Annotated in this window: 19 protein-coding genes and 2 pseudogenes; 8 read left to right on the top strand and 13 right to left on the bottom strand. The window is 71.0% G+C overall.

The annotated features are described in order from the left end of the window. The first annotated feature begins 48 nt into the window (after nucleotides 1-48). The 3 genes from R2B67_RS16300 (at nucleotide 49) to R2B67_RS16310 (ending at nucleotide 3,624) form a co-directional block, all read left to right on the top strand. On the top strand, nucleotides 49-1,575 hold the full coding sequence (locus R2B67_RS16300; protein ID WP_317819008.1) for an MFS transporter: 1,527 nt from the start codon (nucleotides 49-51) through the stop codon (nucleotides 1,573-1,575). 69 nt (nucleotides 1,576-1,644) lie between these two features. After that, nucleotides 1,645-2,193, top strand: a complete 549-nt coding sequence (locus tag R2B67_RS16305; protein WP_317819013.1) for a TetR/AcrR family transcriptional regulator — start codon at nucleotides 1,645-1,647, stop codon at nucleotides 2,191-2,193. Nucleotides 2,194-2,331: 138 nt separating this feature from the next. Beyond that, the gene (locus R2B67_RS16310; protein WP_317819015.1) at nucleotides 2,332-3,624 is read left to right on the top strand and encodes a hypothetical protein; all 1,293 of its coding nucleotides are present in this window, start codon (nucleotides 2,332-2,334) and stop codon (nucleotides 3,622-3,624) included. 30 nt (nucleotides 3,625-3,654) lie between these two features. On the opposite strand, the gene R2B67_RS16315 is transcribed toward R2B67_RS16310, so the two are convergent. The 8 genes and pseudogenes from R2B67_RS16315 to R2B67_RS16350 all read right to left on the bottom strand — a co-directional run bounded on the left by R2B67_RS16315 (nucleotide 3,655) and on the right by R2B67_RS16350 (nucleotide 10,160). Continuing rightward, nucleotides 3,655-4,749 carry a methyltransferase domain-containing protein gene (locus R2B67_RS16315; protein ID WP_317819017.1) on the bottom strand — a complete coding sequence of 365 codons (1,095 nt, stop codon included), beginning with the start codon at nucleotides 4,747-4,749 and terminating at the stop codon, nucleotides 3,655-3,657. A 303-nt stretch (nucleotides 4,750-5,052) separates the two neighbouring features. After that, nucleotides 5,053-5,355, bottom strand: a pseudogene (locus R2B67_RS16320) (AraC family transcriptional regulator); the annotation flags it as partial. A 5-nt stretch (nucleotides 5,356-5,360) separates the two neighbouring features. Continuing rightward, nucleotides 5,361-6,623, bottom strand: a complete 1,263-nt coding sequence (locus tag R2B67_RS16325) for a hypothetical protein (RefSeq protein WP_317819019.1) — start codon at nucleotides 6,621-6,623, stop codon at nucleotides 5,361-5,363. A gap of 120 nt (nucleotides 6,624-6,743) precedes the next feature. Then, on the bottom strand, nucleotides 6,744-7,214 hold the full coding sequence (locus R2B67_RS16330) for a nuclear transport factor 2 family protein (protein ID WP_317819021.1): 471 nt from the start codon (nucleotides 7,212-7,214) through the stop codon (nucleotides 6,744-6,746). Nucleotides 7,215-7,259: 45 nt separating this feature from the next. Next, nucleotides 7,260-7,424: a hypothetical protein gene (locus R2B67_RS16335; RefSeq protein ID WP_317819023.1), complete on the bottom strand. Its 165-nt coding sequence runs from the start codon at nucleotides 7,422-7,424 to the stop codon at nucleotides 7,260-7,262. Further along, nucleotides 7,421-7,702 (bottom strand): hypothetical protein, encoded by a 282-nt coding sequence (locus R2B67_RS16340; RefSeq protein WP_317819025.1) that lies wholly within the window; start codon nucleotides 7,700-7,702, stop codon nucleotides 7,421-7,423. Before R2B67_RS16340 ends, R2B67_RS16335 begins: the two co-directional genes overlap by 4 nt. Before the next feature lie 139 nt (nucleotides 7,703-7,841). Continuing rightward, nucleotides 7,842-8,522: a hypothetical protein gene (locus R2B67_RS16345; protein WP_317819030.1), complete on the bottom strand. Its 681-nt coding sequence runs from the start codon at nucleotides 8,520-8,522 to the stop codon at nucleotides 7,842-7,844. Nucleotides 8,523-8,657: 135 nt separating this feature from the next. Further along, nucleotides 8,658-10,160: an amidase gene (locus R2B67_RS16350; protein WP_317819032.1), complete on the bottom strand. Its 1,503-nt coding sequence runs from the start codon at nucleotides 10,158-10,160 to the stop codon at nucleotides 8,658-8,660. 506 nt (nucleotides 10,161-10,666) lie between these two features. Between R2B67_RS16350 and R2B67_RS16355 the strand changes: the two genes are divergently transcribed. Beyond that, nucleotides 10,667-11,692, top strand: coding sequence for a MarR family transcriptional regulator (locus R2B67_RS16355; RefSeq protein WP_317819036.1), 1,026 nt, complete (start codon nucleotides 10,667-10,669; stop codon nucleotides 11,690-11,692). Between the two features lie 18 nt (nucleotides 11,693-11,710). Here the strand turns inward: R2B67_RS16355 and R2B67_RS16360 are convergent, their stop codons facing one another. From R2B67_RS16360 to R2B67_RS16375, 4 genes and pseudogenes are all read right to left on the bottom strand, one after another. Beyond that, a complete protein-coding gene (locus tag R2B67_RS16360; RefSeq protein ID WP_317819040.1) occupies nucleotides 11,711-12,469 on the bottom strand; it encodes a nucleotidyltransferase domain-containing protein in 759 nt (252 codons plus the stop codon). 91 nt (nucleotides 12,470-12,560) lie between these two features. Next, nucleotides 12,561-12,973: pseudogene (locus R2B67_RS16365) on the bottom strand (XRE family transcriptional regulator); the annotation flags it as partial. 56 nt (nucleotides 12,974-13,029) lie between these two features. Beyond that, the gene (locus R2B67_RS16370; RefSeq protein WP_317819041.1) at nucleotides 13,030-17,094 is read right to left on the bottom strand and encodes a trypsin-like peptidase domain-containing protein; all 4,065 of its coding nucleotides are present in this window, start codon (nucleotides 17,092-17,094) and stop codon (nucleotides 13,030-13,032) included. Further along, nucleotides 17,073-17,414: a CU044_2847 family protein gene (locus R2B67_RS16375; RefSeq protein ID WP_317819043.1), complete on the bottom strand. Its 342-nt coding sequence runs from the start codon at nucleotides 17,412-17,414 to the stop codon at nucleotides 17,073-17,075. Before R2B67_RS16375 ends, R2B67_RS16370 begins: the two co-directional genes overlap by 22 nt. Before the next feature lie 246 nt (nucleotides 17,415-17,660). Between R2B67_RS16375 and R2B67_RS16380 the strand changes: the two genes are divergently transcribed. Then, entirely contained in the window at nucleotides 17,661-17,927 is a 267-nt protein-coding gene (locus tag R2B67_RS16380) for a class I SAM-dependent methyltransferase (RefSeq protein ID WP_317819045.1), read from the top strand. 179 nt (nucleotides 17,928-18,106) lie between these two features. On the opposite strand, the gene R2B67_RS16385 is transcribed toward R2B67_RS16380, so the two are convergent. Beyond that, nucleotides 18,107-19,924, bottom strand: a complete 1,818-nt coding sequence (locus tag R2B67_RS16385) for a bifunctional metallophosphatase/5'-nucleotidase (protein WP_317819047.1) — start codon at nucleotides 19,922-19,924, stop codon at nucleotides 18,107-18,109. 542 nt (nucleotides 19,925-20,466) lie between these two features. Here R2B67_RS16385 and mshD point away from each other — a divergent pair. The 3 genes from mshD (at nucleotide 20,467) to R2B67_RS16400 (ending at nucleotide 22,729) form a co-directional block, all read left to right on the top strand. Continuing rightward, nucleotides 20,467-21,390 (top strand): mycothiol synthase, encoded by a 924-nt coding sequence (gene mshD, locus R2B67_RS16390; protein WP_317819049.1) that lies wholly within the window; start codon nucleotides 20,467-20,469, stop codon nucleotides 21,388-21,390. A 496-nt stretch (nucleotides 21,391-21,886) separates the two neighbouring features. After that, nucleotides 21,887-22,210, top strand: a complete 324-nt coding sequence (locus R2B67_RS16395) for a MerR family transcriptional regulator (protein ID WP_018511156.1) — start codon at nucleotides 21,887-21,889, stop codon at nucleotides 22,208-22,210. A 102-nt stretch (nucleotides 22,211-22,312) separates the two neighbouring features. Further along, nucleotides 22,313-22,729 carry a GntR family transcriptional regulator gene (locus R2B67_RS16400; protein WP_030566612.1) on the top strand — a complete coding sequence of 139 codons (417 nt, stop codon included), beginning with the start codon at nucleotides 22,313-22,315 and terminating at the stop codon, nucleotides 22,727-22,729. Nucleotides 22,730-22,732: the final 3 nt, after the last annotated feature.

A 22,732-nucleotide genomic window follows, 5' to 3' on the forward strand; every position in this document is an offset into this window, starting at 1 on the left:
CCGCACACCCCGTTCGTAACTGTACCTTTCGGAAGGTACAGTTATGGCATGAGAACGGTACTGAACGAGAGGTCCGCGGAGACAGCTCCGAGTGCGCGGCGGCGCTGGCTGCTGCTGGCGGTGGTGAGTGCGGGGCTGCTCCTGATCACCCTGGACAACTCGATCCTGTACGCGGCGCTGCCGACGCTCGTGCACGATCTCGGCGCGAGCAGCTCCGAGGGGCTGTGGATCATCAACGCCTACCCGGTGGTGATGGCCGGGCTTCTGCTGGGCAGCGGCACCCTGGGTGACCGGGTGGGGCATCGGAGGATGTTCCTGATCGGCCTGGTGGTCTTCGGCGCCGCCTCACTGGCCGCCGCGTTCTCGCCGACCCCGGAGACCCTGATCGCGGCGCGGGCGCTGCTGGCCGTCGGAGCGGCGGCGATGATGCCCGCGACGCTGGCGCTGATCCGCGTCACGTTCGAGGACGAGCGTGAGCGCAACATGGCCATCGCGATCTGGGGCACGCTGGCGATCGTCGGCAGCGCACTGGGCCCGATCATCAGCGGGCTGCTGCTCCAGAGCTTCTGGTGGGGGTCGGTGTTCCTGATCAACGTGCCCGTGGTCGTCGCGGCGATCGTGGCCACGCTGGTCCTCGCACCGCCCAACGTGGCGGACCCCGGCCGGAAGTGGGACCTGCCCTCGTCGCTGCTCGCGCTCGTCGCCCTGGTGGGGCTGGTCATCGCGATCAAGGAGACCGCGAAGCCGGAGCCGGCGCTCCTGCCCATCGCGGCGGCCGCGCTGGCGGCCGCAGTCGGCGGGTGGGCGTTCGCCCGGAGGCAGCGGCGCCTGTCCGATCCGCTGCTGGACTTCGCGATCTTCCGGAACCGGGCCTTCCTTGCCGGGGTCCTGGCCGCCGGGTTCTCCCTGTTCGCCATCGCCGGTATCCAGCTGATCACGACGCAGCGGTTCCAGCTGGTGGAGGGCTTCACCCCGCTGCGCGCCGGGCTCCTGGTCGCCGCCGTCGCCCTGGGAGCGCTGCCGACGGCGATGGCGGGCGGGGCCACCCTGCACCGGATCGGGCTGCTGCCCATCATCGCGGGCGGCCTGGCCCTGAGCACGGTCGGCTCCGCGCTGATCCTGCTGACCTTCGACACCAGCATGGGGCTGCTCGTCACCGGGCTGCTCATCACCGGGGCGGGCCTCGGCGCGGCCATGTCGGTGGCCTCCAGCGCGATCATGGGCAACGTTCCGGCCCGCCGCGCGGGCATGGCGTCCTCCGTCGAGGAGGTCTCGTACGAATTCGGCAGCCTCATCGCGGTCGCTCTCCTCGGCTCCCTCCTGACCTCCGTCTACACCGCGACCATCGATCTGCCGTCCGGGGTCCCGGACTCCGCACGGGACAGCCTGGACAGCGCGCTCGCCCAGGCCGGGAACCACCCGGGCCTGATCGACGCGGCGTCCACCGCCTTCGACGGCGCCTACTCCACCGTCATGGTGGTGGTCACCGCCGTCATCGCCGTCGGTGCGATCATGACGGGCGTCCTCCTGCGCCGCCACGGCCCCGGATCGGCCCTGTCCACCCCTCAGCACTGACACCCCCGAGCCCTGACCCCCTCAGCGCCGACATCCCCCAGCCCTGACACCCCCGCCCAGGGAGCACCCATGCGGACGAGCAAACGAACCCAGATCCTCGAAGCGGCCACGCGGGTCGTGGAGCGCGAAGGCGTCAAGAGCGTCACCTTCGACTCCGTGGCCGCCGAGGCCGGCCTCACCAAGGGCGGCCTGCTCTACCACTTCGCCTCCCGCGACGACCTCGTACAGGCCATCCATGAGCACCTGGCCGACGAGTGGGAGGCCCAGATGGCCGCGGCGGCGGGCAAGCCGGCCGATCAGGCCACCCCTGAGGAGAGGCTGACCGCCTACAGCCGCATCTCCACCCGGAGCGCCACCCGCGCCGAACTCCTCTTCATGCTCGAAGGGTCCACCACCCCCGGGCACGCGGCGCCCTGGGACGCGGTCATGGAACGGTGGGCGCCGTCCCTGACCACCGACGACGTCGACGACCAGGTGGCGCTCGACCGGTTCATCGCCCGCCTCGCCGCCGACGGCCTGTGGCTGTACGAATCCCTCAACACCGAACCGCTCGCCCCGGAGTTGCGCCGTGCTCTGGCCGAGCGGATCGCCGGGGCCCTCACCCCTGAGGGGACGTGAACCCGCGCTGACGACGGCGCCGGGCCGGGGCGGTCCGGGCCGGGCCGGTTGTCAGTGGGGTGCAGCATGATCGGTCGTACGCGGCGGGCTCGCCCGGAGCCATCGAGGCCGTCCTCGACCAGGGGTACAGGGGGTGCTGTGCGCAGGCCAGTCGTAGGTGAAGTGCACGTCCACTACAGCCAGATCTACGTCCAGAGCGATCCCGACGGTACGGCCCCGGGGCTCGGCGAGGCGTTCGCGGGGCAGAGCGGAGGGCTGTGCGGGGCGGCGGCCCCCGGTGCGCTGTGGCTGGTCACCGGGCTGCACACCGGCAGCGTCGGCTTCACCGTGGAGGTCCACGACGAGGCACCGCCGCTGACCCCGGACTGGGAGGACGTCGTCGAGGTGTCCTTCCGGCCGGTCTCCGAGAACACGAGCCTGGTGCAGTGGGGAGGCGAGGCCGCCTGGGACCTGGAGCTCCCCGAGACGGACTACCGGGTGCGGTACAGCGCCCGGGGCATGGACAAGGGCCGCGACCTCGACACCAGAACGGCCAAGGAACCGCGGGCCGACAGCTACCTCCTCCAGTTCTGGCCCGCCCCTCCCCGCCCGGACCAGGTGATCCGCCAGACCTCGCGGAACGCCGCCCACCGCCACGACTACGCACGCGGCCTGCCGGCCCCGCCCACCCCTGAACAGCGGGCCGAAGCCGAACGCCTCGCCCGCCAGGCGAAGGAACGGGCCGCGGAGGATCGGCGCCTGCACTACGAACGGTGGCAATGGGGCGGCCGGTTGCCGAGTGAGGCGCTGCGCGGTGCCCGGCAGAGCAACGTGCTCGGCCTGCTCACCTTCGACAGCGACCTGGTGCACACGCTCGGCGCAGCGGACCCCGAAGTGCAGCACACGGTGGCGCTGCTGGCCGCGCGACGGGCCTGCGAGGCCGCCGGACTGACCGACCTGCCGTGGGTCGCCGACGCACTCGCCGCGCTGGAGGCGGGCCGGCCGCTGCCGCCCCCGTTCGACGATCCGGCCGGACCGTGGGAGACCCTCCGCTCCGATCCCCGCGTCCCGGACACCACGGTGCTGGAAGCGGTGCCGCCCGAGCACCCCCCATACCAGCCTCCACCGCCCGGGCCGGACGATCCGTACGCCGTCGTGGAAACGTTCCCCCGCACACCGCGCGCCCTCCACCGGATCTCCCAGCCGCACTACGCGCTCCCCGCCGTGGTCGCCGCCGTCGGTCCCGCGCCGCTCGTGGCGGCACTGGACGCGGTGTGGCACGCGCTGAACACGTGCGGGGAGCACTATCCGGGGTTCCTGGACGAGATCTGGGCGGTGTGCGCCGGCGCAGCGCCCGAAACCCCGAAGTGGCAGCGCGAGAGCCGACCGACGGGCCGCGCGCCGAAACACGTAGGCGCCCAGGACGAGGCGACACCGGGCCCAGGGGGATGAGCCGACGCCGCCGGCCGACGAGGGGCGGGTTCAGCCGCCCGTCGACCGACGTCGCGGTGCATCGGTGAGAGCGGAGAGGCCGTGCTCCGGGGTGTCCAGCCAGACCTGCTGCCCGTGGGCGGTGACGGACAGACCGGCCCGGTCGCGGGCCGGGCGCCCCAGGGCCTCCCAGGTCCGGTGGGCCGCCTCGGCTTCGTCCCACAGCCTGCGGGGCCCGTACTGGGCGACGGCGTAGTCGCGACCGTCGGGTGTGTAGTCGGCGGAGGCCCAGGACGCCCGGTCGTCCGCCAGGATCCAGAGGGTCGTCTCGCCGCTGCCGTCGTCCGCGGGGACGGGCAGGTGCCAGGCGTCGGGCAGGGCGAGCCCGGCGTAGAACAGGGCATCGGGGTCCTGTGCGAGCCGCAGGGGCGAGACGCTGGTCCTGGTGGCATCGGCGGCCTCGCGGTGATGCAGAAAGCCGTCGAGGAAGCCTCGGGCGGGGCGCAGGTTGCGGGACCGCATGAACGCCGGGTAGCCGGTGAACCGCCCCTCCGCACGGCCGCCGTCCCGGACATCAAGGACCGCGAAAGAGTAGGGGAAGAAGGACCCGCCCCACGGCGCGACGATCCGGCCCTGCGGTGCCGCCACCTGCTCCACCCAGGCGTAGGGGATCGCCGTGACCGCGTAGGTGGCGATGACGCGCTGGTAGGGGGCGCCGGCCGGCCAGCCCTGTTCACCGTCGCCCTGGACGATGAACGGGGAAAGACCCGCCGCCAGGGCGTTCTTGGCCGCCTGCTCGGCGAGTACGGGATCGATCTCGACGGAGATCACGCGGTCGGAACCGACGCGGTGGGCGAGCCAGGCCGCGTTGAGCCCGGTGCCGGAGCCGAGTTCGAGGATGCGGTCGGTGGCCTGTACGTCGAGCAGCGCCAGCATTTCCAGCATGACGGACGGCTGCGAGCTGGAGGACGTCGGCAGACGGTACTCATCCGGTCCCGTCGGGCGGCCGTCGTTGACCTGGGTGGTCACCGATACGTCGCTGTAGGCCGCCTCCAGCCACCTGGCCGGGGAGGTGGAGCGCGAGACGAGCTCGTCCCCGACCTCGATCTCGTCGGGCAGGAACAACTCCCGCGGCACGGAAGCCACCGCATCTCCCCACGGCCCGAGGGGTGTTCCCTTCTCGCGGAGGATCTCCAGTAGGCCTGCGGGTGAGGCCACGGGCGCGGTCACTTCTTCTTCGGCGGATTGCTCACCGGCCCGCTCCACTGACCGTCCGACTCCTTCGGCGACTGCTTCTTGTCACCCCCGGAGCCACCCTTGCCGTCGCCGTGCTGCCCCATCGCATCTCTCCTCGGCCTCGCACCATCGGGAAGGTTACGCTGGGCATTCTCCCGGCTCCGGAACGTATCCGACAGGTGGAGTTCAGCCATCCCTACGCACAGCACTCCGTCACCCCGCGTACGCCGCCGCCCTGAACCGCCGCCGGTACTCCGTCGGCGTCGTGTCCAGCCGTCGCCGGAACGCCCGTACCAGCGTGTCCACCGTGCCGAACCCGCAGGCGGACGCGGTGCGGCGGGTCGTCGCGACCTGCTCCAGCGGCACGCTGAACTGGCTCTGCCCGCTCGGACGCTTCACGTACATCACCAACTGCCGTGCCACGCGCAGCGCGACGGCCTCGCCGAGGTCGTCGGCGATCAGGGCGAGTGACAGGTCCAGGCAGGCGCTGATCCCCGCCCCGGTCCACACGTCGCGGAGTGTCAGTCCTTCGGCGAGGCCGGCCGGAGATCCGGTCCGGGACCACCCGGGGCGTCGGCGCCCGAGCCTGGAGCCCCCGGGACGTCGGCACCCGAGGCACCGGCACCCGGGCCCGTGGCGCCGGGACCCGTGGCACCCGGGTCCGCTCCCGCCCGGCCCCCCGCCACCCGCAACGTCACGGCAGCCGCCGTCCCCGCCAGCAGACCGAACGTCAGAGCGGCAGGGACACCGCCGCCGATACCGGCCGACAGCTGCACCAGCCCCCAGCGCATCCCGCCATCGCTCACGGCCATCTGGGTCAACTGGCTGACCAGCAGCCCGAGTACGGTGGCGCAGACCGCGCCCGCCGCCATCGCCGGGACCGTGGTCCGGGTGAGCAGGACGGGCAGCCACCGCAGCGACCACCACACCACCGCGAGCACCAGCACGTCGGCCACGCGGTACAGGAACCAGTCCCCGACCGGTGTACCCGCCGGGCCCGCCCAGGAGCCCAGCAGCAGCCACTGGCGCAGGAGATCGCCCGGCTCGGCGAACAGGCCGGTGCCCGTGAACGCGGTCTGGAGGGTGGCGGCCACGGGCTGGTACGAGAGGACGACCAGGGACACGGCGATCACCGCGGTCCCCACCGTGGCGGCCAGCCGGGCGGCCACCACCGGGACGGCCGCCCGGGGCAGCGGCCCTGCACCCTTGGCCGTGACCCGGGCCGCGAGCACCGCGACCACCGCCGCGACGAAGGCGACCAGCACGAGGATCTGGCGTCCGGCGGAGGCCATGCCCGCGAGCTGGGGCAGGAAGCGGTAACTGCCGCGCCCGTTCGCCGCGATCAGCCAGGGCGCGGAGACGGCGACGGCCAGAGTCCCGGCCACCAGCCCCCAGGACCAGACCGCGAGCAGGGTGGCGGGCACCCGGCCGTTCACCGGCGGCAGCCGGCGGACCAGGAGCAGCGCGCCCGGCACGAAGAAGAGCAGGACCGCCACGAACCGGATCTGCATGCCCGTCGTATACAGCGACAGATAGCGGGAGTTGTCGATCGCCGCCCCGTCCTCGCCCACACCGAACGTCTCGGCGCCGATCCGGACGGAGGGCGGAGGGTCGTACGACCACGGGGTGAGCCAGTGTTCGAGCTGGGCGGCGGTCATCCCGCCGAGCACGTCGACGGTGCCCGGTAGTCGCAACGCCTGGGTGCTCGCCCCCGCCCACCAGAGAAGCGCCGTCAGCAGCAGGCCGCCGACCAGTGCCGGTATCGCGGCGCGCCGGTATTCCATGTACGTCCCCCGGATTCCCTGTACGTCCCCGCCCCACCCGGACACGCTCTCGCCCTGCCGGGCGCCCCCTGTCCGGATCTCCTACCGGAGGGACAGTACGGGGCGTTGATCACGTACGGATCACTGTCTGTACATGGTCACGTTTTCTGTGGGCCCGCCGAAGGCCAGGAACAGGGCCCGCCTGCTGAGCAGCCACCGGCCGTCGACGTTGCGGAAGGTGTCCTCGTAGTGGCCCACCTGCGTCGGGGGCCTCGGCGGCAGCATCCCGCCGGAGTGGCCGTCGACGCGGTACGTCGTGAAGTAGGTGGTCGCTGTCGCCGTCGACGCGGAGGTCAGGGTGACCAGGATGTTCGTACAGATGCGACGCGAGAGCCGGTCGGCGGGGCGGGCCCCGAAGTAGCCGCGCAGCGCGTCCCGGCCTTCGATCCTGCGGTCGCCCTCGGCCCACTCCCAGACCCCGTCGGCGGTGAACAGCTCGGCCACCTGCCCGGGTTCGCCGAGATCCAGCTCATGAACGAACTGAACAACCAGGCGCTCGCAGACTCGTTCGGCGGTCAGGCGGTCCAGAGGAGCGATCGATTCATCAGCCATCGCCCCTTCCTATCCGCTCAACAGCGGCCGGGCGAAGGATTTTCCTCACGGTCTGCTGCTGTTGCCGCAATCCGGGATCCCGTCGAGCTGCTCGGCCGTCCTGACGCCCTCATGGGTCCAGTACGACCCCGGGGGCACGACAGCCCTCCGTACCTCCGCGATGTCGAACACCTCGGATACGCCGTACGCGGGGTCGTGGTCGACGGTCACATCGAGGGTCGCGGGCAGTCGCTGTCCCAGACCTCGACCCGCCGCACCCGGTCCTGCGGGCACTGCCCGGACTTGACGGTGACGGCGTCCCCGTCGATCCGTATCCCCACGAGCGCGGGGCTGCCGGGATCGGAGAAGGTGTGGACGAAGAACGCCCAGAACCCGACGGTCAACAGCACGACGACGACGGCCGAGACCGAGAGCGCGGTGACGACGACCGTGTGTTCGCACCGCCTCACCGCGTATCGACGCAGCTCACCGGCGCCCAGCGCAGGCATGGACGGTACTTCCCGACGTCGCATCCGGCGCGCCCCCCTCTTCACACAGACCGCAGACCACAGGCCAGGGCCACAGGCCACAGCACGGGCCTTGCACACAGTTTCGCCACATCGGCGACGCCGCGCATGGTGACGTGCGTCACTTCGGGGAGGATCCAGCGGGCTCGGTGGAGCCCTTGGGGGAGGGCGGCGGGGAGGGCAGCTCGGCGTGCGTGACCACGTACCCGCCCTTGGTCACCGGCGCGTACGGGGCAGGAGCCATGCAGGTGCCGACCGGCGCCTCCTCGGGCGGGGTGGTGCCCTTCGGCAGCAGGTTCACGCCGTTCCAGGAGAAGCCGACGCGGTCCTTGGAGCGGCCCTTGCCGTCTCCCCCGTCGTAGACGCTGAATCCGACCCGCTTCCCGACGTTGGGAGGCCCGCCGGGGCTCACCTCCGTGATGACCGCCGTCAGGGTCGCGGTGCGCACTCCGGTGACCAGGCAGTCCACGCGCCCCTCGGACGTGTACGTGATGTCCCGCTCGGCCGAGTAGTGGGACACCTTGACCCTGCCCCGCGCGTCGGTGGGCAGGCCGCCGGGGATCCCGGGCAGCGGACGGCTGTACGGGGCCGCCCGGGCGTCGAAGGTGAAGGACCGGACGTCCTTGTCCTGGTGGTAGGGCAGGACGAACTCGGCGCTTCCGACGACGCCCGCGCGGACCGGCCGCGGCTTCTGCTCCTGCTCCTGGTCGGCGGATGCGGCGACGGACGCGCTCGCCACCGCGAGACCTGCGCCAAGGACGGTGATAGCGGCCAGAGTTCGGCGCACGGACAGAGACATCATGATGCTCTCCTGTTCTGTGGCGGGGGGCTTGCTCTCGACGGAATTCATCCTGCGCGCCCGCCCAGCCCCCGCCATCGGCCTCCGGTCGGGACCTTCGCCCCCGGCTGCCGCCCCCCGGCGGAGGCGCCGTCAGCCTCAGGTCCCACGCGGTGGAGCGGTACGGGCCGGGACCCCCTGCTCCGGCGCCCGGAAGCCGCCGATCTCCCGCTCCAGCAGCTCGGCCAGCCGCAGCGGGGTCCGGTCCTCGAACATCGGCCCGACGATCTGTACCCCCACCGGCAGCCCCTCCGGCGACCGGCCCGCCGGTACGGCGGTGGCGGGCAGGCCGGGCATGGTGGGCAGGCCGGCCCAGACGAGCTGGTCGAAGTACGGGTACGCGACGCCGTCGATGGCGATCCGGCCCTCCAGCGGATCGGGGTGGTGGTCGTGCGGGAAGGCGGGGGTGGGCGTGACGGGGCACACCACGGCGTCGTACTCACTGAACAGCCGCCGCCAGCCGTGGCGGTGGGCCTCGCGGCGGTAGTTCACCTCGATCCACTCACGGTGGCTGAGCACGGTCCCGCGCAGCCGGGCCGCATCGAGACTCCGGTCGTCCGCCGCCAGCCCGGCGGCGCGGGCCCGCAGTTGCTCGTACCGCGCGTCGGGAAACTGCGCGGAGGAACCCGAGGCGAGCAACTGCATGTAGATCAGGCCGGCTTCGGTCAGATCAGGCAGCAGCGGGCTACGGCGGTCGACCCGCGCACCGCCTCCGATCAGCGCATCGGCCACCCGGCCCACGCCCGCCCGTACGGCGGCCCCGGTCGGCAGGAGCGGGTGGTCGTCGAGGACCAGGACCCGGAAATCGCGCAGCCGCTCATGGCGCGCGGGCGGCAGCGTCACGCGGTGCGCCACCCCGGACGTGAGCGGGTCCGGCCCGGCCATGACATCGAGCAGAAGCGCGAGATCGCGGGCCGTACGCGCCATCGGACCGACCACGGCGAGATCGAGGTCGACGGGGAGGGCCGGGGCCTCCGGCGGGACCATTCCACGGCTCGGCGCCAGCCCGAGCGTCGGCTTGTGGGCGTAGATGCCGCAGAAGTGGGCGGGGGTGCGCAGCGAACCCGCGAGGTCGGAGCCGATGGACAGCGCGCCGAACCCGGACGCCAGGGCCGCCGCCGACCCGCCGGAGGACCCACCCGCCGTACGGCCGTGGTCCCAGGGGTTGTTGGTGGTGCCGTAGATCTCGTTGAAGCTCTGCACATCCTGCAGCCCGAGCGGCACATTGGTCTTGCCCAGCACCACCGCGCCCGCCGCCTTGAGCCGCGACACCTGCACCGCGTCCTCGGCCGGTACGTAGTCACGGTGGAGCGGCATGCCCCAGGTCGTCGGCAACCCGGCGACGTTGTACGACTCCTTGACCGTCACCGGAATCCCGAGCAGCGGCCGGTCCGCACCCGGGCCCTCACCCCGGGCGCGCGCCCGGTCGGCGTCACGCGCGGCATCCCGCGCCCGGTCGAAGTCCGGCACACATATCGCGTTGATCGCCTGGTCGTCCCGCTCGATACGGGCGATCGCCGCGTCGGTCAGTTCCGCCGAGGTCACGTCACCGGCGCGCAGGGCGCGGGCGAGGTTCTCCGCCGACTCAAAGTTCCACTCCATGGGCGGACCATAGAGACCACCGGCCGAAGCCATAAAACGCCGCGTCGCACAACGGGGTTGGCGCACCCGGCTCTCGGACCTCGGGTCTCGGGCCTCGAGTCTTGGGCCTCGGGCCCCGAGACCCGGGGGTCGACCCTCGGAGACGGTCAGTTCACGCTTTCGGGTGTACGCGGACGAGGTCTGGCCCGAAGCCCGGGACCCGGGACCCGGGCGTCGGGACCCGAGCCCCGGGATTCGAGCGCTTTCTTTAACTGGCGGGCAAATGCAGGGGGATGGGGAAAACCTCCCCACCTCCCTACCCCGTAACGGCGAGCAAGTATGACTAATCGTGACCGCTTGCGGCGAAGCGTCACGAGTGCTTACGGTTCGAGAACTAAACGACCCCGACGCGGTGTTCGTCGCACCAGCGCCGGGGTCTGACCGCAAGATCGTTACCCAGAAAGTCGATCCCGTGGCTACCCAGCACACTAGCCCCGCCCGCGCCCGCATCCTCACCCGCGTACCCGATGGCCAAGCCCGGCTACGGCAAACGCACCGCGTCGGACCAACATCCGCGCACCCCGAACGACTTCAGCTTCCTGCCGACGCGCGAGCGGTACGTGGCCGGGTTCATCGACCGCCTCCCCGACGAGGCGGCGATGGGTGTGAAGGTCCTCGCCCAGCAACTCCCGCTCTACGGCCAGCAAGCCATCGGCTCCGCCCTGAGGGCCCTGTCGGTCGCCGGACACCTGCGGCGTGTGCGGTGCGAGGTCGGCCGGGAGGGCCAGGTCCGCTGGGTCTCCCGCACGTTCTGGTCCCGTACCGCGCGGGACAACGAGTGGTGGAACGCCTATCTGACCACGGAGCGCGCCCGGTTCACGGCCGGTACGGAGCAGGCTTCACCTGCGGCCGCTTCCGCAGCCGCTCCTCCCCCGCCGCCCTGGGTGCCGGAGGAGCCGCCGCCCCCCGGCCACCAGCACCCTGACGCCGAAGCCGAAGCCGACTCCGTATCCGTACCGCAGCAACGAACGACGACGCCCCCAACACAGCCTCAGGCACCCGCCCCGGAACCACCTCACGCACCGGCCCCCTCCCCCGCCTACGTCGCGCTCGCCCAGCTCGGGCAGGTAGACCACCGCGTCGGCCTCTCCGCAGCCGACTGCGCCGCGCTCGAAGGACTGGCCGCCGCCTGGCTCGAACGGGGCGTCACCGCCGAGTACCTCGTCCACGCGCTCACCGCCGGGCTCCCCCAGGCCGTCGATTCGCCGATCGGCTTCGTCCGCCGCCGCCTGGAGACCAAGATGCCGCCCCACCAGCCCACGACCGGCCCCGCGCACCCGCCGCCGCCCGGCGCTCCAGCCCCTCGCGTCCTGGTCGAATGCGCCGAGTGCGGGGCCCCAGGACGCCCCGAGGCACTCCCCGACGGCCTCTGCCGCCCCTGCCGGTCCGGCACCGACGGCCCCGGGGAGCCCACCCGGGACGACGGCCTCCCCGGACAGAGCGACATCGCCACCTACGTCAGCGAACTCCGCAACCGGCTCAAGCTCCCCTGATCAAAAGGCCCCCAGCCATCAGGCCGACGGCCCCCAGTGCTGGACGTACCCCTCCCTGAGCGGCCCGCCACACAGCCCGAGCACTTCGGCACCGGCCTCCAGAAGCCGTACGGGATCAGCCTGTTCAGCCACGGCACGGTGCCCGGCCAGCAGAGCCTCACCCAACACCGGGTCCGCACCGAGGAGGCGACGCGGCAGCCACCTGCCGATGCCGTTCCAGGCGCTGAGATGGGCGGTGAGCAAATGCGCCGCCTCGCGCAGTGCGGCGTCGGCCAGGGCGAGTTGCTCGTAGCGGGCGGCCGGCGAGGCATCGGCCAGATCGTCCAGGAAGCAGGTCAGGAGGTAGCGCCCCCGCTCCCACTCCTCCGGCGCGAGCAGAGGCGGCCCCGCCGCCAACACCTCCCGGGCCCGCTCGCAGGCATGGGCCACATGGCCGCCGGGGTCCAGCAACGGAAGCCCCTGGGCGTAGAGGAAGAGGACGGTCCCCCGCCGCTGGGTCCGGTCCCGCTCGAAGGCAGCGGACACGTCGCCCACCGTATGAACGAACAACTCCGCCAGCCGCCCGTCACGGCGGACCACCTCACGCCCGCCGGCCTCCCCGTCCGGGAGAAGCACGGCCACATCCAGGTCGCTGCCAGCCGTGGCCCGCCCCTGAGCAGCGGACCCGCCCAGCAGTGCACCCACAGCCTGGGGATGACGCTCCGCGACCAGCCGCCGCGCCTCATCGGCCAGCTCCTCGACGGACAGGGGTTCTTGGGCTGGAGAGAAGGCATCCATGGGCGCTCATCGTGCCAGGCTCACCGCACCCCTCCCCGAGCCGGCGAGAACGACGCTCATCCTGAACGCTGGTGCGCCGTCCCGTGACGCGCTACTCCGGCGACGCGCTGTACCGCTCCAGCGTCGCCTTACTGGTGGACCCGTCCACCAGCCGCAGCTCCCAGAGGCCGGTGTTCACATCGAAGTCCTTGCCGAAGCCGACCCACTTCCCGGCCATGCGTCGTCCGGTGGGCTCGACCAGCAGCTGAACAGCTCGGTGGTACCGCGCCCCGTTGTAGTAGCCGTCCACGGCTGTCTGCTCGACCCATGTACCCGTGACCACGTTGCGATCCACGACCAGGTCCAGCATGAGCGGACTGTCAGGATTGCTGCTCGCGCCGTCCTCGCCGCAAGCCGTGCGCGCTCTGCGGCAGAACTGGCACCGCTCGCACCCGTCTACATGTCGTGCCCTCCCTTCCCGTTCGTGTGTACTCGGGTCATCGGCACCGGCAGGGTGAAACCCAACCGCCGTTCTCCAGCCCAACCGCCAATCTCCCAAAGCGGAACCCATTTTGAAATGATCAGTCAGCGAGCAGCACTCGGCAGTGAGCCTGCAGAAGATCGGACGGGACCGCGCCAAGCGAGACGTCCCGGACGACCTGGCGCAGTTCCTCGATCGGGGAGGCGGCAAGCACTTGGAGCACCTCGAACTTGTAACGCGCCGGCGCCTTGGGATCGGACACGAAGTCCCGGGCTGCGGCTGCCGCCGGTGCGTGCCGGAGCTGGGCCAGGGTGATCAACGCCCAGCTCTGAACGCAGAAGTTGTCCTCTTTTCTGCCTATTTGTCCGAGCAGGTCGAGCACGTCCGTGCCGCCCAGGTGCTGCAACACCTGGATCGCGCCGACGCGGACCATCGTCGGTGCGTGCCGGGTGACGGCGATCGAGCGGTGAGTGGCACTCGTCTTCGGCAACAGGCGGCCCCGGGTCAGTGCAAGCGCACGGCACCGGACCGCCGTCACCTCGCGGCCATCACCCGCCACATCAAGCAGTACATGCCTGGCCCGCTTCGGATGCGCCTGGCACAGCATCTCCAGTGCTCGGACACGCGCATCGTCGTCGAGTGAGGTGTCGGTCAGCAGCTCCTCCAGTGCCCGGCACCCGTCCTCAGGAGCTACCTTGCCCAGCGCGCCGGCGGCGCGGACCCGCGCCGCCGGACCGAACGCCGACCGGGTGAGGCGATCCAGAGAGCGGCGTGCCCGGCCGTCGCCGAGGTCTGCCAGGAGCGTGCCTGCCCGCACCCGCATCTCTTCCAGCAACTCTGGATTGTCCAGCACGGACAGCAGGGCGTCGACAGCCTTGCGCGTGCGGAACTGGTCGAGGCGCTCGGCAGCCTGGATCTGCGTTGCATGGGGCACCGAAGGGTGCAGTGCCATGACCGTGAGCAGGTACAGCGCCCGCGAGTCCCCCGCGCCGTCCAGTGCCTCAGCAGCCTCCAGACGCAGACCGATCTCGGCCACGGGGTCGCCGGCCAAGGCGTACAGGACGTCCTGGCCACGTGTGTCGGAGAGGGAGAGCAGCGTCCTGCCCGCTTGGAGCCGCTCCGATCCGGTCACCCGCTCCGTCGCCGCGATCGCGGCGAGAGCGTCGGCCGCCCTGGGGTCGCCGTGCCGGGCCAACGCCTCGGCCGTCCGCAGGACCAGCGCCGGTTCGTCGGACAGCCCGGTCAGGAGGCGGGCCAAGGTGTCCACGACGCGGGGATCCCGGAGCCGGGAGAGTCCGTCGGCAGCCGACAACCGCAGGAAATGGTCTTCCGAAGCGCTCTGGGCAATCCGGACCAGACACTCGACGGAGTCCTTCCCGCCCAGCCACTCCAGAGCCTCCAGTGCCCGACTACGGGAGGACACCGGGCGCTCGCGGTCCTCGGCGGCCTCGCGCAGGTACCGGAAGGCGAAGTGCGGGTGGAGCCGGGACAGTGCTTCCACCGCGGCGGACCGCACATGGGGAAGGGTCAGACCATCGACGGTGATGCTGAGCAGGATGGCGACGGCACTGTCGGGCTCGGTCCGGTCCAGGGATTCCGCGGCACGCAGCCGGTCCACCCACCAGATCTCGTTGGACCGCGCGAGGTCCGCCAGCGCTCGCGCGCCGCGCTCGTCTCCGAGCCGACCAAGAATCTCAGCAGCCCTGATCCTGGGCCCCGCCTCCGCTTCCTGGTCGTCGGCCACCGAGACCGGCAGCTCATGGGCGTCCGTGGCGCCGAGGTCTGCGAGCATCTCAGCGGCATGCAGCCGGGATCCCAGGTCGTGTGCGGGGAGAGCCGCGAACGCGGATATCGCCGCGGTGCCCCGGGCGTCCCCGAGGTCCACCAGCGCACGGGCGGCACGAAGCCGGTCGAACGGGTCACGCCGCTCGTCGCGTATCACCGCAGACAACTCCCGCCTGGCCACCCGCAGCACCCGCCGAGGGAGGGCAGCGCCCTCGCTGCTCAGCCGGGCAGCGTATTCGGCGCCGTGCAGTTCCCTGGACCAGCGTGCGAGCAGCCGCGCGAACCCCGGACGGCTGGACCACGAGGAGAACAGGAAGTCGACGTAAGGGCTCTCCAAGGCGGCCAACGGGACCACCCGGCGTCTGCGCGGCCAGCTGCCGACGATCGAGCGATAGGCGGCCCGGTTCCGTTCGGTGTCCCCGACCGTGGCCTGCGCCGCGAGGTGTTCGAGCAGCGTCTGGTGGACAAACTCCAGTCCGCCGCCACGCCGGACGACGAGGCCACCGCGCAGCAGCACCTCCTCACACAGGGTGCTCCACCGCTCGGGATGGAGCGAGGTGGGCCTCAGATGGCCTGTCCGCCGTTCGATCAACTGCCTTTCAGGGGTGATGTCTCCGAGGTATTTGGCCAGCGCCAACTCCCGCAGGAGTTGATCCGTCAAGCCGCCGAGTCCTTCCGCCGCGTCGGCCCCCTCGGCGCCATGACGGTCCAGCACAGCGTGCGCCTGCTCCAGCACGTTAGCCCGCTCGCCGTACTGCTTGGCGCGGAGCAGGTCCATGAACTGCGTATAGAGCGCCCAGCGACCCCGGGGCAGCGGCTTCTGACTTGCGTATGCGTGCAGTTGACAGAGCATGGTCGCCATCAGCGGCACCGTTGCCATGTGCCGCACGCTGGGAATCCTGACGTGCTCCAGGAAGGCTGTGGTCCTTGCCTCCGGATTTGACAGGCCCAGGGCGGTGAACCAGGAGCGGGCGAATCCGGGCAACTGTTGGAGGTTGAAGGGCAGTAACGAAAAACAGCGGAAGCGTGGTTCCGGCACATCCCGTGCATCGAGGATGGGCCTGGTTGCCAGAACGAACCGGAACTGGTGCGTGTACGCGTCCTGTTCGCGGATCGAGGCGATCTTACTCAGGACGCGCTGCCGTCCTTCCGGGCTCATCACCTCGTCCAAGCCGTCCACCAGCAGCAGCCAGTGTATGCCCGGCGCCGGAGGAGCAGTGAAGAGGTCTTCGCGGATAGGCCGGACCAGCCCGGCGGCACTCAGTTCCCGGGAGACGGCGTTGTGCAGGAGACTCGCGAAGGGCCGGTCGGCGACCAGGTCTGCGGCCCTGACCAGGACGGGGACCGAATGGTAGAAGTGCTCCTCGGCCCACCTGCGGGCGATTGCGGTGACCCAGGATCGCAGCAGACTGGATTTCCCGAACCCCGGCCCGCCGAAGACGATCACGTCGTCGGAGTGGTCCAGCAGCCCGTCGGCTGGGGTCCGCGCCTGGCCGTCCGGCATCTGGTCAGGGCCTCGGTACGCTGTCGCGTGCTGGTGGACGTAGACGGTGGAAAGCGGCGGCGGCTCTGTGCCGGGGACGACGCCCGGCTGTGGGTGCTTTCGGGCGGCCAGCGCGGAGATGTCCAAGAACTCGCGCAGCTGTGGTCCGAGGAAGGGCCAGTCACCCGCTTCGATCTGCGCGTCCGAGAGCGTGCCGAGCCAGGTCCGGCAGTCGGTGCTCCACCGGCTGTCGCACCAGCCGGGATCCAGGCGGGCGATCAGCTCATGCGCCCCGACCATGTGCGAACTGCCGGTTCGATCGGCGGTGGTGAGCATGCCGGCCACGCACCCCGTCCGGCGGTTGAGGACGGGGCTGCCGCTGAAGCCGGCAGTCACCACCGCGCCACGTAACCGGTGGAGACTGTTGGGCCGCTCGAAGACTCGGGCGGACGTGCCCTCGTAGGTGAAGGTCGCAGACTGCCCGGCGCGGAACATGCCGGACGGGTGCCCGTGGGTCCACAGCGCGTCCCCGATAACCAGCCGGTCCAACAGCGGCAGGGCAGCGGGGCTCTCTCGCCGCTCGGCGTCAGTAACTTCAAGGAATGCCAGGTCCAGCCCGTCACCCGGGGCCAGAAAGTACCGCTCCGGACGTGCCTCGAGTTCCAGAACCAGCGAGCGCGAAGCGATGCGACCCACGACCCTGCGCGGTAGCTCCGACGCCGAGTCGGCCACCACGTGGGCGCATGTGGCCACCACGCCGGGTGCCACGAAGAAGCCGGTGCCCACGGCGATCGGTTCGCCGTGGGGCGAGGGCACTTCAAGTGCGACGACAGAGTCCAGCAGCCGGGATTCCTGCCTTCCCGGGGGAAGACCTATCACGCCGAGGTACTGTCCCATTCCAGCGTGACCTTGAAAGCGGACTTCGCGCTCGCCTTGCCGATAGCGGCCACCAGAGAGCCCGACTCCAGGGCGATGTCGCAACCGAACTCCAGCGTCACCCTGCTCGCCGTGCTCTGCCGGGCCTGCTCGCCCACGGCCCGCGCCACCGCGTTCAGTCCGGACATGACCTGGTCAAGTCCGGGGCGACGGGCCGCGATCGCGGTCTCCTCACCTTCCGCCGCCGCCTCGGTGTGGACCGCGAACACCTGGATGCGCACCCCGTCCTGGATAACCGGGACCACAACGGTCTCATCCACGGCGCGGTCGTACTCTGTCATCGTGCGTCCCCTCAGGAGATCGGTCCGAACGTCTCGAGCCCTGAGCGGGCCGTAGCCAGATATCGTGACACAGCCCACTGACAGTGCGTGGCCAAGCGAAGTAATGCCTTGCACACTGCGGCTCGGCACGGTCGCTCCTGACGTTTCGGAGGCGAGTAGCGAGCTTCGACCAGAGCCGCCCATGCTCACCAGAAGCAAGATTGTCGCCCCGCCCGCACCTGATGGAGGCATCTCGCGACGCCTGGCATGAAGGCGGTCGGCGTCGACCTCTCCGCCCAGCAGCTCGGCAAAGCGCGCGAGCGGTGGCCCGGCGTGGACGGGATGGAGCTGCACCAGGCCGATGCCCTCACCTACCTGGCAGGCAACTTCACGGTCTTCGACGCGGTGTACAGCGTGTTCGGTGCTTCCTGGTTCAGCGACCCCGTACTGCTGTTGCCGGTCGTCCGCGCGGGCCCGACGAGGACCCCGCTGTCGTCAAGCGGTGGGACTACGAGCCGGATGCGTGGGCGCTGATCCTGGAGGAGCACGGCTATCTGGACGTGTCAGCCTCCGTGATCGCTCCCCCGTCGGGGAGCCGACGCACGGGCACGCTGCTCGTGCGGGCCGTCCGAGGAGGCCAGGAGCCTGGCTCTGAACAGCAGTGAGGGGCGGCAGGCCCACCGGCCCACCGCCCCTCATCCGCCACATGAGGGTTACTGCACGACCGTGATCCGGTCCGTCGCCGGCGGGGCCAGCGGCGCGGCGGCCGTGGAGTGGGCCGTCAGGTAGGCGTTGAACAGGTCCAGGTCCGAGGCGCCGACCAGCTTGTTCGTGCCCTGGCCGAGGGCCGGGAAGCCGTCGCCGCCGCCCGCGAGGAACTCGTTCATCGCGACGCGGTAGGTGCGGGCCGGGTCGATCGCCGCGCCGTTCAGCTTGATGGAGTCGGTGACCACGCGGGCCGCGCCGGTCTTCGTCAGGTCCAGGGTGTAGGTGAGGCCCTTGGAGACCTGGAGGATCTTCGGGGCGGCCTCGTTGGGCCCGCTGACCTGCTGCTGGAGCGCGGTGACCAGCTGGGCGCCGGTCAGGTCGACGACGTTCATCATGTTGGTGAACGGCTGCACGGTGAACGCCTCGCCGTACGTGACGACCCCGTCGCCCTCGCTGCCGGACGCCTTGTACACGAGGTCCGCGCGGATACCGCCCGGGTTCATGAACGCGACTTCCGCGCCGCCCTTGTCGGCCGGGGCGAGGCCTTCGAGCTGGGCGTCGGCGATGACGTTGCCGAGCGGCTTCTCGGGGGCGGTGGAGCCGCGGCCGTTGATGTCGGCGCTGATCCAGCCCTGCGGCCGGTTGGCGATCGGGGCGGCCAGCTTGTTCCAGCGCTCGATCAGGCTCGTCATGTCGGCGGCCTTGGGCTGGTCCCGGGTCACGACGTGGTTCGCCGACTTCACCGACGTACGGACGATGTCGTTGGTACGGCGGTCGTAGGTGAGCGTGGTGTCCGTGTAGAGCTTGCCGAACGAGGACGCCGAGGTGACCATGCGCGGCTTGCCCGCCGGGTCCGGGACCGTGCAGACGTACGCCTGGTGGGTGTGGCCCGTGACCAGGGCGTCCACCTTCGGCGTGATGCCCTTGGCGATGTCCAGGATCGGGCCGGAGATGCCGGCACCCGGGCCGGGGCTGTCGCAGTCGTAGTTGTACGAGGTGGAGGCCGGGGCCCCGCCCTCGTGGATCAGGGCCACGATGGACTTGACGCCCTTGCGGTCCAGCTCACGCGCGTACTTGTTGATCGTCTCGACCTCGTCGTGGAACTTGAGGCCCTTGACCCCGTTCGCGGTGACGATGTCCGGCGTGCCCTCCAGGGTCACCCCGATGAAGCCGATCTTGACGCCGTTCTTCTTCCAGATCGTGTACGGCTTCAGCAGCGGCTTGCCGGTCTTCTCCTTGGTGACGTTGGCCGCCAGGTAGGGGAAGTCCGCGCCCTTGAACTTCTTGCCCTTCTCGTAACAGCCCTCGACCGGGTGGCAGCCGCCGTTCTGGAGGCGGGCCAGCTCGGTCGCGCCCTCGTCGAACTCGTGGTTGCCGACCGCCGTGACGTCCAGCTTGAGCTTGTTGAGCGCCTCGATCGTCGGCTCGTCGTGGAAGAGGCCCGACAGCAGCGGGCTCGCGCCGACCATGTCGCCGCCGGCCGCCGTGACGGAGTACGGGTTTCCCTTGCGCGCGGTGCGCAGCGAGGTCGCCAGGTACTCGACGCCACCGGCCGGGATCGCCTTCACCGTGCCGTCGGGCTGCGTCTCGGAGACGTTGCCCGCGGAGCCGGCCGGGGGCTCCAGGTTGCCGTGCAGGTCGTTGAAGGACAGCAACTGCACATCTACGGTACGGGGCTTGTGGCCGTGCCCGTGACCGTGCCCGTGGCCCCGGTCATGGGCTCCGGCCGGCAGCGCCGCGACGAGCGCGCCGACGGTGGCCAGACCGGCCGCGGCGGCGAGCACCCGCCGGGGCGTGCGGTTCTTCTGCGGAGTCGCTGACATCGGTCCCCTTGTGTGTGTCAGTCGTGGTGTCACTTCTGGAATCCTGCGTGCGGCAGCCTAGAGTCAACGCGCGTAGCGCAACAGGTGTTCGGGGTTACGGACTGGTTGCCATCCGGCCAAATGGCTCGTCAGAGTCGTTTCATATGAGCCTCTATCATCCGCATGGCTTACATATAGGGGCAGAAACGTCACGGCACGCATGGCATCCGGAAGAGGTGGGGCACGAGGGTCATCGAGCGGATCGCCACCGAGCTGCGGACGGAGTTCCCGCAGCAGCGGGGATTCAGCAGATGCACCTCCACTACATGCGGCAGTCGGCCCGGACTTGGCCCGGCTCAATTGCGCGACAGACTGTTGCGCAATTGCCCTGGAATGACCGGCGCATGTCGCCACCAGCCACCGGTCCGCGCCCGCGCACCCCCGGACCCGCCGGCCCGCACCGCACGCCCTGCACCACTCCCCCGCCGGCCCGCACCGCACCCCCCGCACGCCTCCCCCCGCGCACCCCCGCCCGCGCCCCCGATCCCCGTACGCTCGTCCCCATGACGACTGACGCATCCCTCCCCTCCCCCGGACGCGAGATTCAGGCCCTCGACGCGCTCGACCCCGCCCAGGCCGACGCCGTCCTCGAACTCCTCGGCGAGGCGGCCCGGTTCGACGGCAGGCAGGCGGTCTCCGAGCAGGGGAGGCTCCGGATCCGGGGCGGTCACCGCGACGGTGTACGCCACTTCCTGCTCACCAGCGGCGGCACCCTCGCCGGGTACGCGCAGCTGGAGGACGCCGACCCCGTCGAGGCCCCGGCGGCCGAGCTCGTCGTCCACCCCGAGCGGCGCAGCACCGGCCACGGCCGGGCGCTGGGCGCCGCCCTCCTCGCCGCCACCGGCAAGCGGCTGCGGGTCTGGGCGCACGGTGGGAGCTCGGCCGCCCGGCACCTGGCCCAGGTCCTCGGCCTCTCCCTCTTCCGCGAGCTGCGCCAGCTCCGCCGGAGCCTGATCCCGCTCGACCTCGCCGAGCCCGTACTGCCCGAAGGCGTCACCGTACGGACCTTCGAGCCCGGCCGGGACGACGCCGCCTGGCTCGCCGTGAACCGCGCCGCCTTTGCCCACCACCCCGAGCAGGGCTCCCTCACCCAGCAGGACCTGGACGACCGCAAGGCGGAGCCGTGGTTCGACCCGAAGGGGTTCTTCCTGGCCGAGCGGGGCGGGGAGATCGTCGGCTTCCACTGGACGAAGGTGCACGCCGAGGAGCAGCTGGGCGAGGTGTACGTCGTCGGGGTGCTGCCCGACGCCCAGGGCGGCGGCCTCGGCAAGGCCCTGACCTCCATCGGCCTGCACCACCTGGCCGCCCAGGCGCTGCCCACCGCGATGCTCTACGTCGACGCCGACAACACGGCGGCCGTGACGGTGTACGAGCGGATCGGCTTCACCACCCACGAGGTGGACCTGATGTACCGCACCGAGTCCTGATCCTCGCACCTCCACCCTGAAGAAAATCTGTCGTGGCGGCGGTAGACATCCCGCATCCGACGGGTCTAGTGTTTTTCTCGTAGCCGGACAGCGAGGACGGCACGGCAGCGGAGTGGTGGAGCCGGAAACGGTGGGTTCCAGCGCTGGTTGCCGGGCCGTGCGACCCCCAGGGGCCGCGCAGCGGTTCTCCGACCTGTCCGGTCCGATGAACAGACGAACAGAACCGACTAGGTAAGGAGCAGACGCCATCAGGATCGCCCGGGCGAGGCACACACCGCCCGGGTACCGCAGGCCCCAGATCGGAAGGTGGTCCCCGGTCACGCATACGCGATCCCCGCTCTCCCGCCCTCACCGGCGGACCGGCGGAAAAAGAAGGCCGACGTAAGTCACGTCGGCAGATGGTGTTGAAGCTCGGGGCCCGAGTGCCGGATGGCACTCGGGCCCCCCGACGTGTCCCCACGCCGACCACCGGCGTGTCCCCGAAAGAAGAGGTGCTATGCCGCCTAGCAGTACCCGCCCCACCGACAACCTGGACGACGACGACTACCCCGCCTACACCATGGGCCGGGCCGCCGAGATGCTCTCCACCACCCCCGCCTTCCTGCGCGCACTCGGCGAGAACCGCCTGATCACCCCCTTGCGCTCGGAAGGCGGCCACCGCCGCTACTCCCGCTATCAGCTGCGCATCGCCGCGCGCGCCCGGGAGCTCGTGGACCAGGGCACCAAGATCGAGGACGCCTGCCGCATCGTCATCCTCGAGGACCAGCTCGAAGAGGCTCAGCGCATCAACGAGGAACTGCGCGCGGCGCGGACGCGGTAGACCTCCCCGCACACGTACGAATGCCGAAGGGGCGGCGTCGATTGACGCCGCCCCTTCCTTGGTGCACCCTTTCACTACTCAATTAGTGAAAGGGTGGTGAACATGGCAGAGTCCGCAGCGGTCGAGTTCCGCATCGACCGGCGCAGCGGCGTCGCCACCTACCTCCAGATCGTCCAGCAGACGAAGCAGGCCCTCCGCCTGGGCGTTCTGGAGCCGGGGGACCGGCTGCCCACCGCCCGCGAGGTCGTGGAGGCCACCGCCATCAACCCGAACACCGTCCTCAAGGCGTACCGGGAGCTGGAGCGCGAGGGCCTCGTCGAGGCGCGGCGCGGGCTCGGCACCTTCGTCCGCCGGACGCTCGGCACGGCGGCCGAGGCATCCGCCTCCGACTCGCCGCTGCGCACCGAACTCGCCGACTGGGCCCGCCGGGCGCGGTCGGCGGGGCTGGAGAAGGACGACGTCAGCGCGCTCTTCACCGCCGTGATCGACAGTACGTACAAGGGGGACCAGGACAGATGACAG

The sequence above is a fragment of the Streptomyces cyaneofuscatus genome (genome assembly GCF_033109485.1).
In the GTDB taxonomy this organism is placed as follows: Bacteria; Actinomycetota; Actinomycetes; order Streptomycetales; family Streptomycetaceae; genus Streptomyces; species Streptomyces cyaneofuscatus.

Bases quoted from the DNA above. Each gene is read 5' to 3' on its own strand.
- R2B67_RS16350 (WP_317819032.1), bottom strand. From the start codon at position 10,160: ATGGAGTGGAACTTTGAGTCGGCGGAGAACCTCGCCCGCGCCCTGCGC.
- R2B67_RS16385 (WP_317819047.1), bottom strand. From the start codon at position 19,924: ATGTCAGCGACTCCGCAGAAGAACCGCACGCCCCGGCGGGTGCTCGCC.
- R2B67_RS16345 (WP_317819030.1), bottom strand. From the start codon at position 8,522: ATGATGTCTCTGTCCGTGCGCCGAACTCTGGCCGCTATCACCGTCCTT.
- R2B67_RS16375 (WP_317819043.1), bottom strand. From the start codon at position 17,414: ATGACAGAGTACGACCGCGCCGTGGATGAGACCGTTGTGGTCCCGGTT.
- R2B67_RS16360 (WP_317819040.1), bottom strand. From the start codon at position 12,469: ATGGATGCCTTCTCTCCAGCCCAAGAACCCCTGTCCGTCGAGGAGCTG.
- R2B67_RS16380 (WP_317819045.1), top strand. From the start codon at position 17,661: ATGAAGGCGGTCGGCGTCGACCTCTCCGCCCAGCAGCTCGGCAAAGCG.
- R2B67_RS16395 (WP_018511156.1), top strand. From the start codon at position 21,887: ATGCCGCCTAGCAGTACCCGCCCCACCGACAACCTGGACGACGACGAC.
- R2B67_RS16355 (WP_317819036.1), top strand. From the start codon at position 10,667: ATGGCCAAGCCCGGCTACGGCAAACGCACCGCGTCGGACCAACATCCG.
- R2B67_RS16325 (WP_317819019.1), bottom strand. From the start codon at position 6,623: ATGGAATACCGGCGCGCCGCGATACCGGCACTGGTCGGCGGCCTGCTG.
- R2B67_RS16300 (WP_317819008.1), top strand. From the start codon at position 49: ATGAGAACGGTACTGAACGAGAGGTCCGCGGAGACAGCTCCGAGTGCG.
- R2B67_RS16340 (WP_317819025.1), bottom strand. From the start codon at position 7,702: ATGCCTGCGCTGGGCGCCGGTGAGCTGCGTCGATACGCGGTGAGGCGG.
- R2B67_RS16330 (WP_317819021.1), bottom strand. From the start codon at position 7,214: ATGGCTGATGAATCGATCGCTCCTCTGGACCGCCTGACCGCCGAACGA.
- R2B67_RS16370 (WP_317819041.1), bottom strand. From the start codon at position 17,094: ATGGGACAGTACCTCGGCGTGATAGGTCTTCCCCCGGGAAGGCAGGAA.
- R2B67_RS16400 (WP_030566612.1), top strand. From the start codon at position 22,313: ATGGCAGAGTCCGCAGCGGTCGAGTTCCGCATCGACCGGCGCAGCGGC.
- R2B67_RS16305 (WP_317819013.1), top strand. From the start codon at position 1,645: ATGCGGACGAGCAAACGAACCCAGATCCTCGAAGCGGCCACGCGGGTC.
- mshD (WP_317819049.1), top strand. From the start codon at position 20,467: ATGACGACTGACGCATCCCTCCCCTCCCCCGGACGCGAGATTCAGGCC.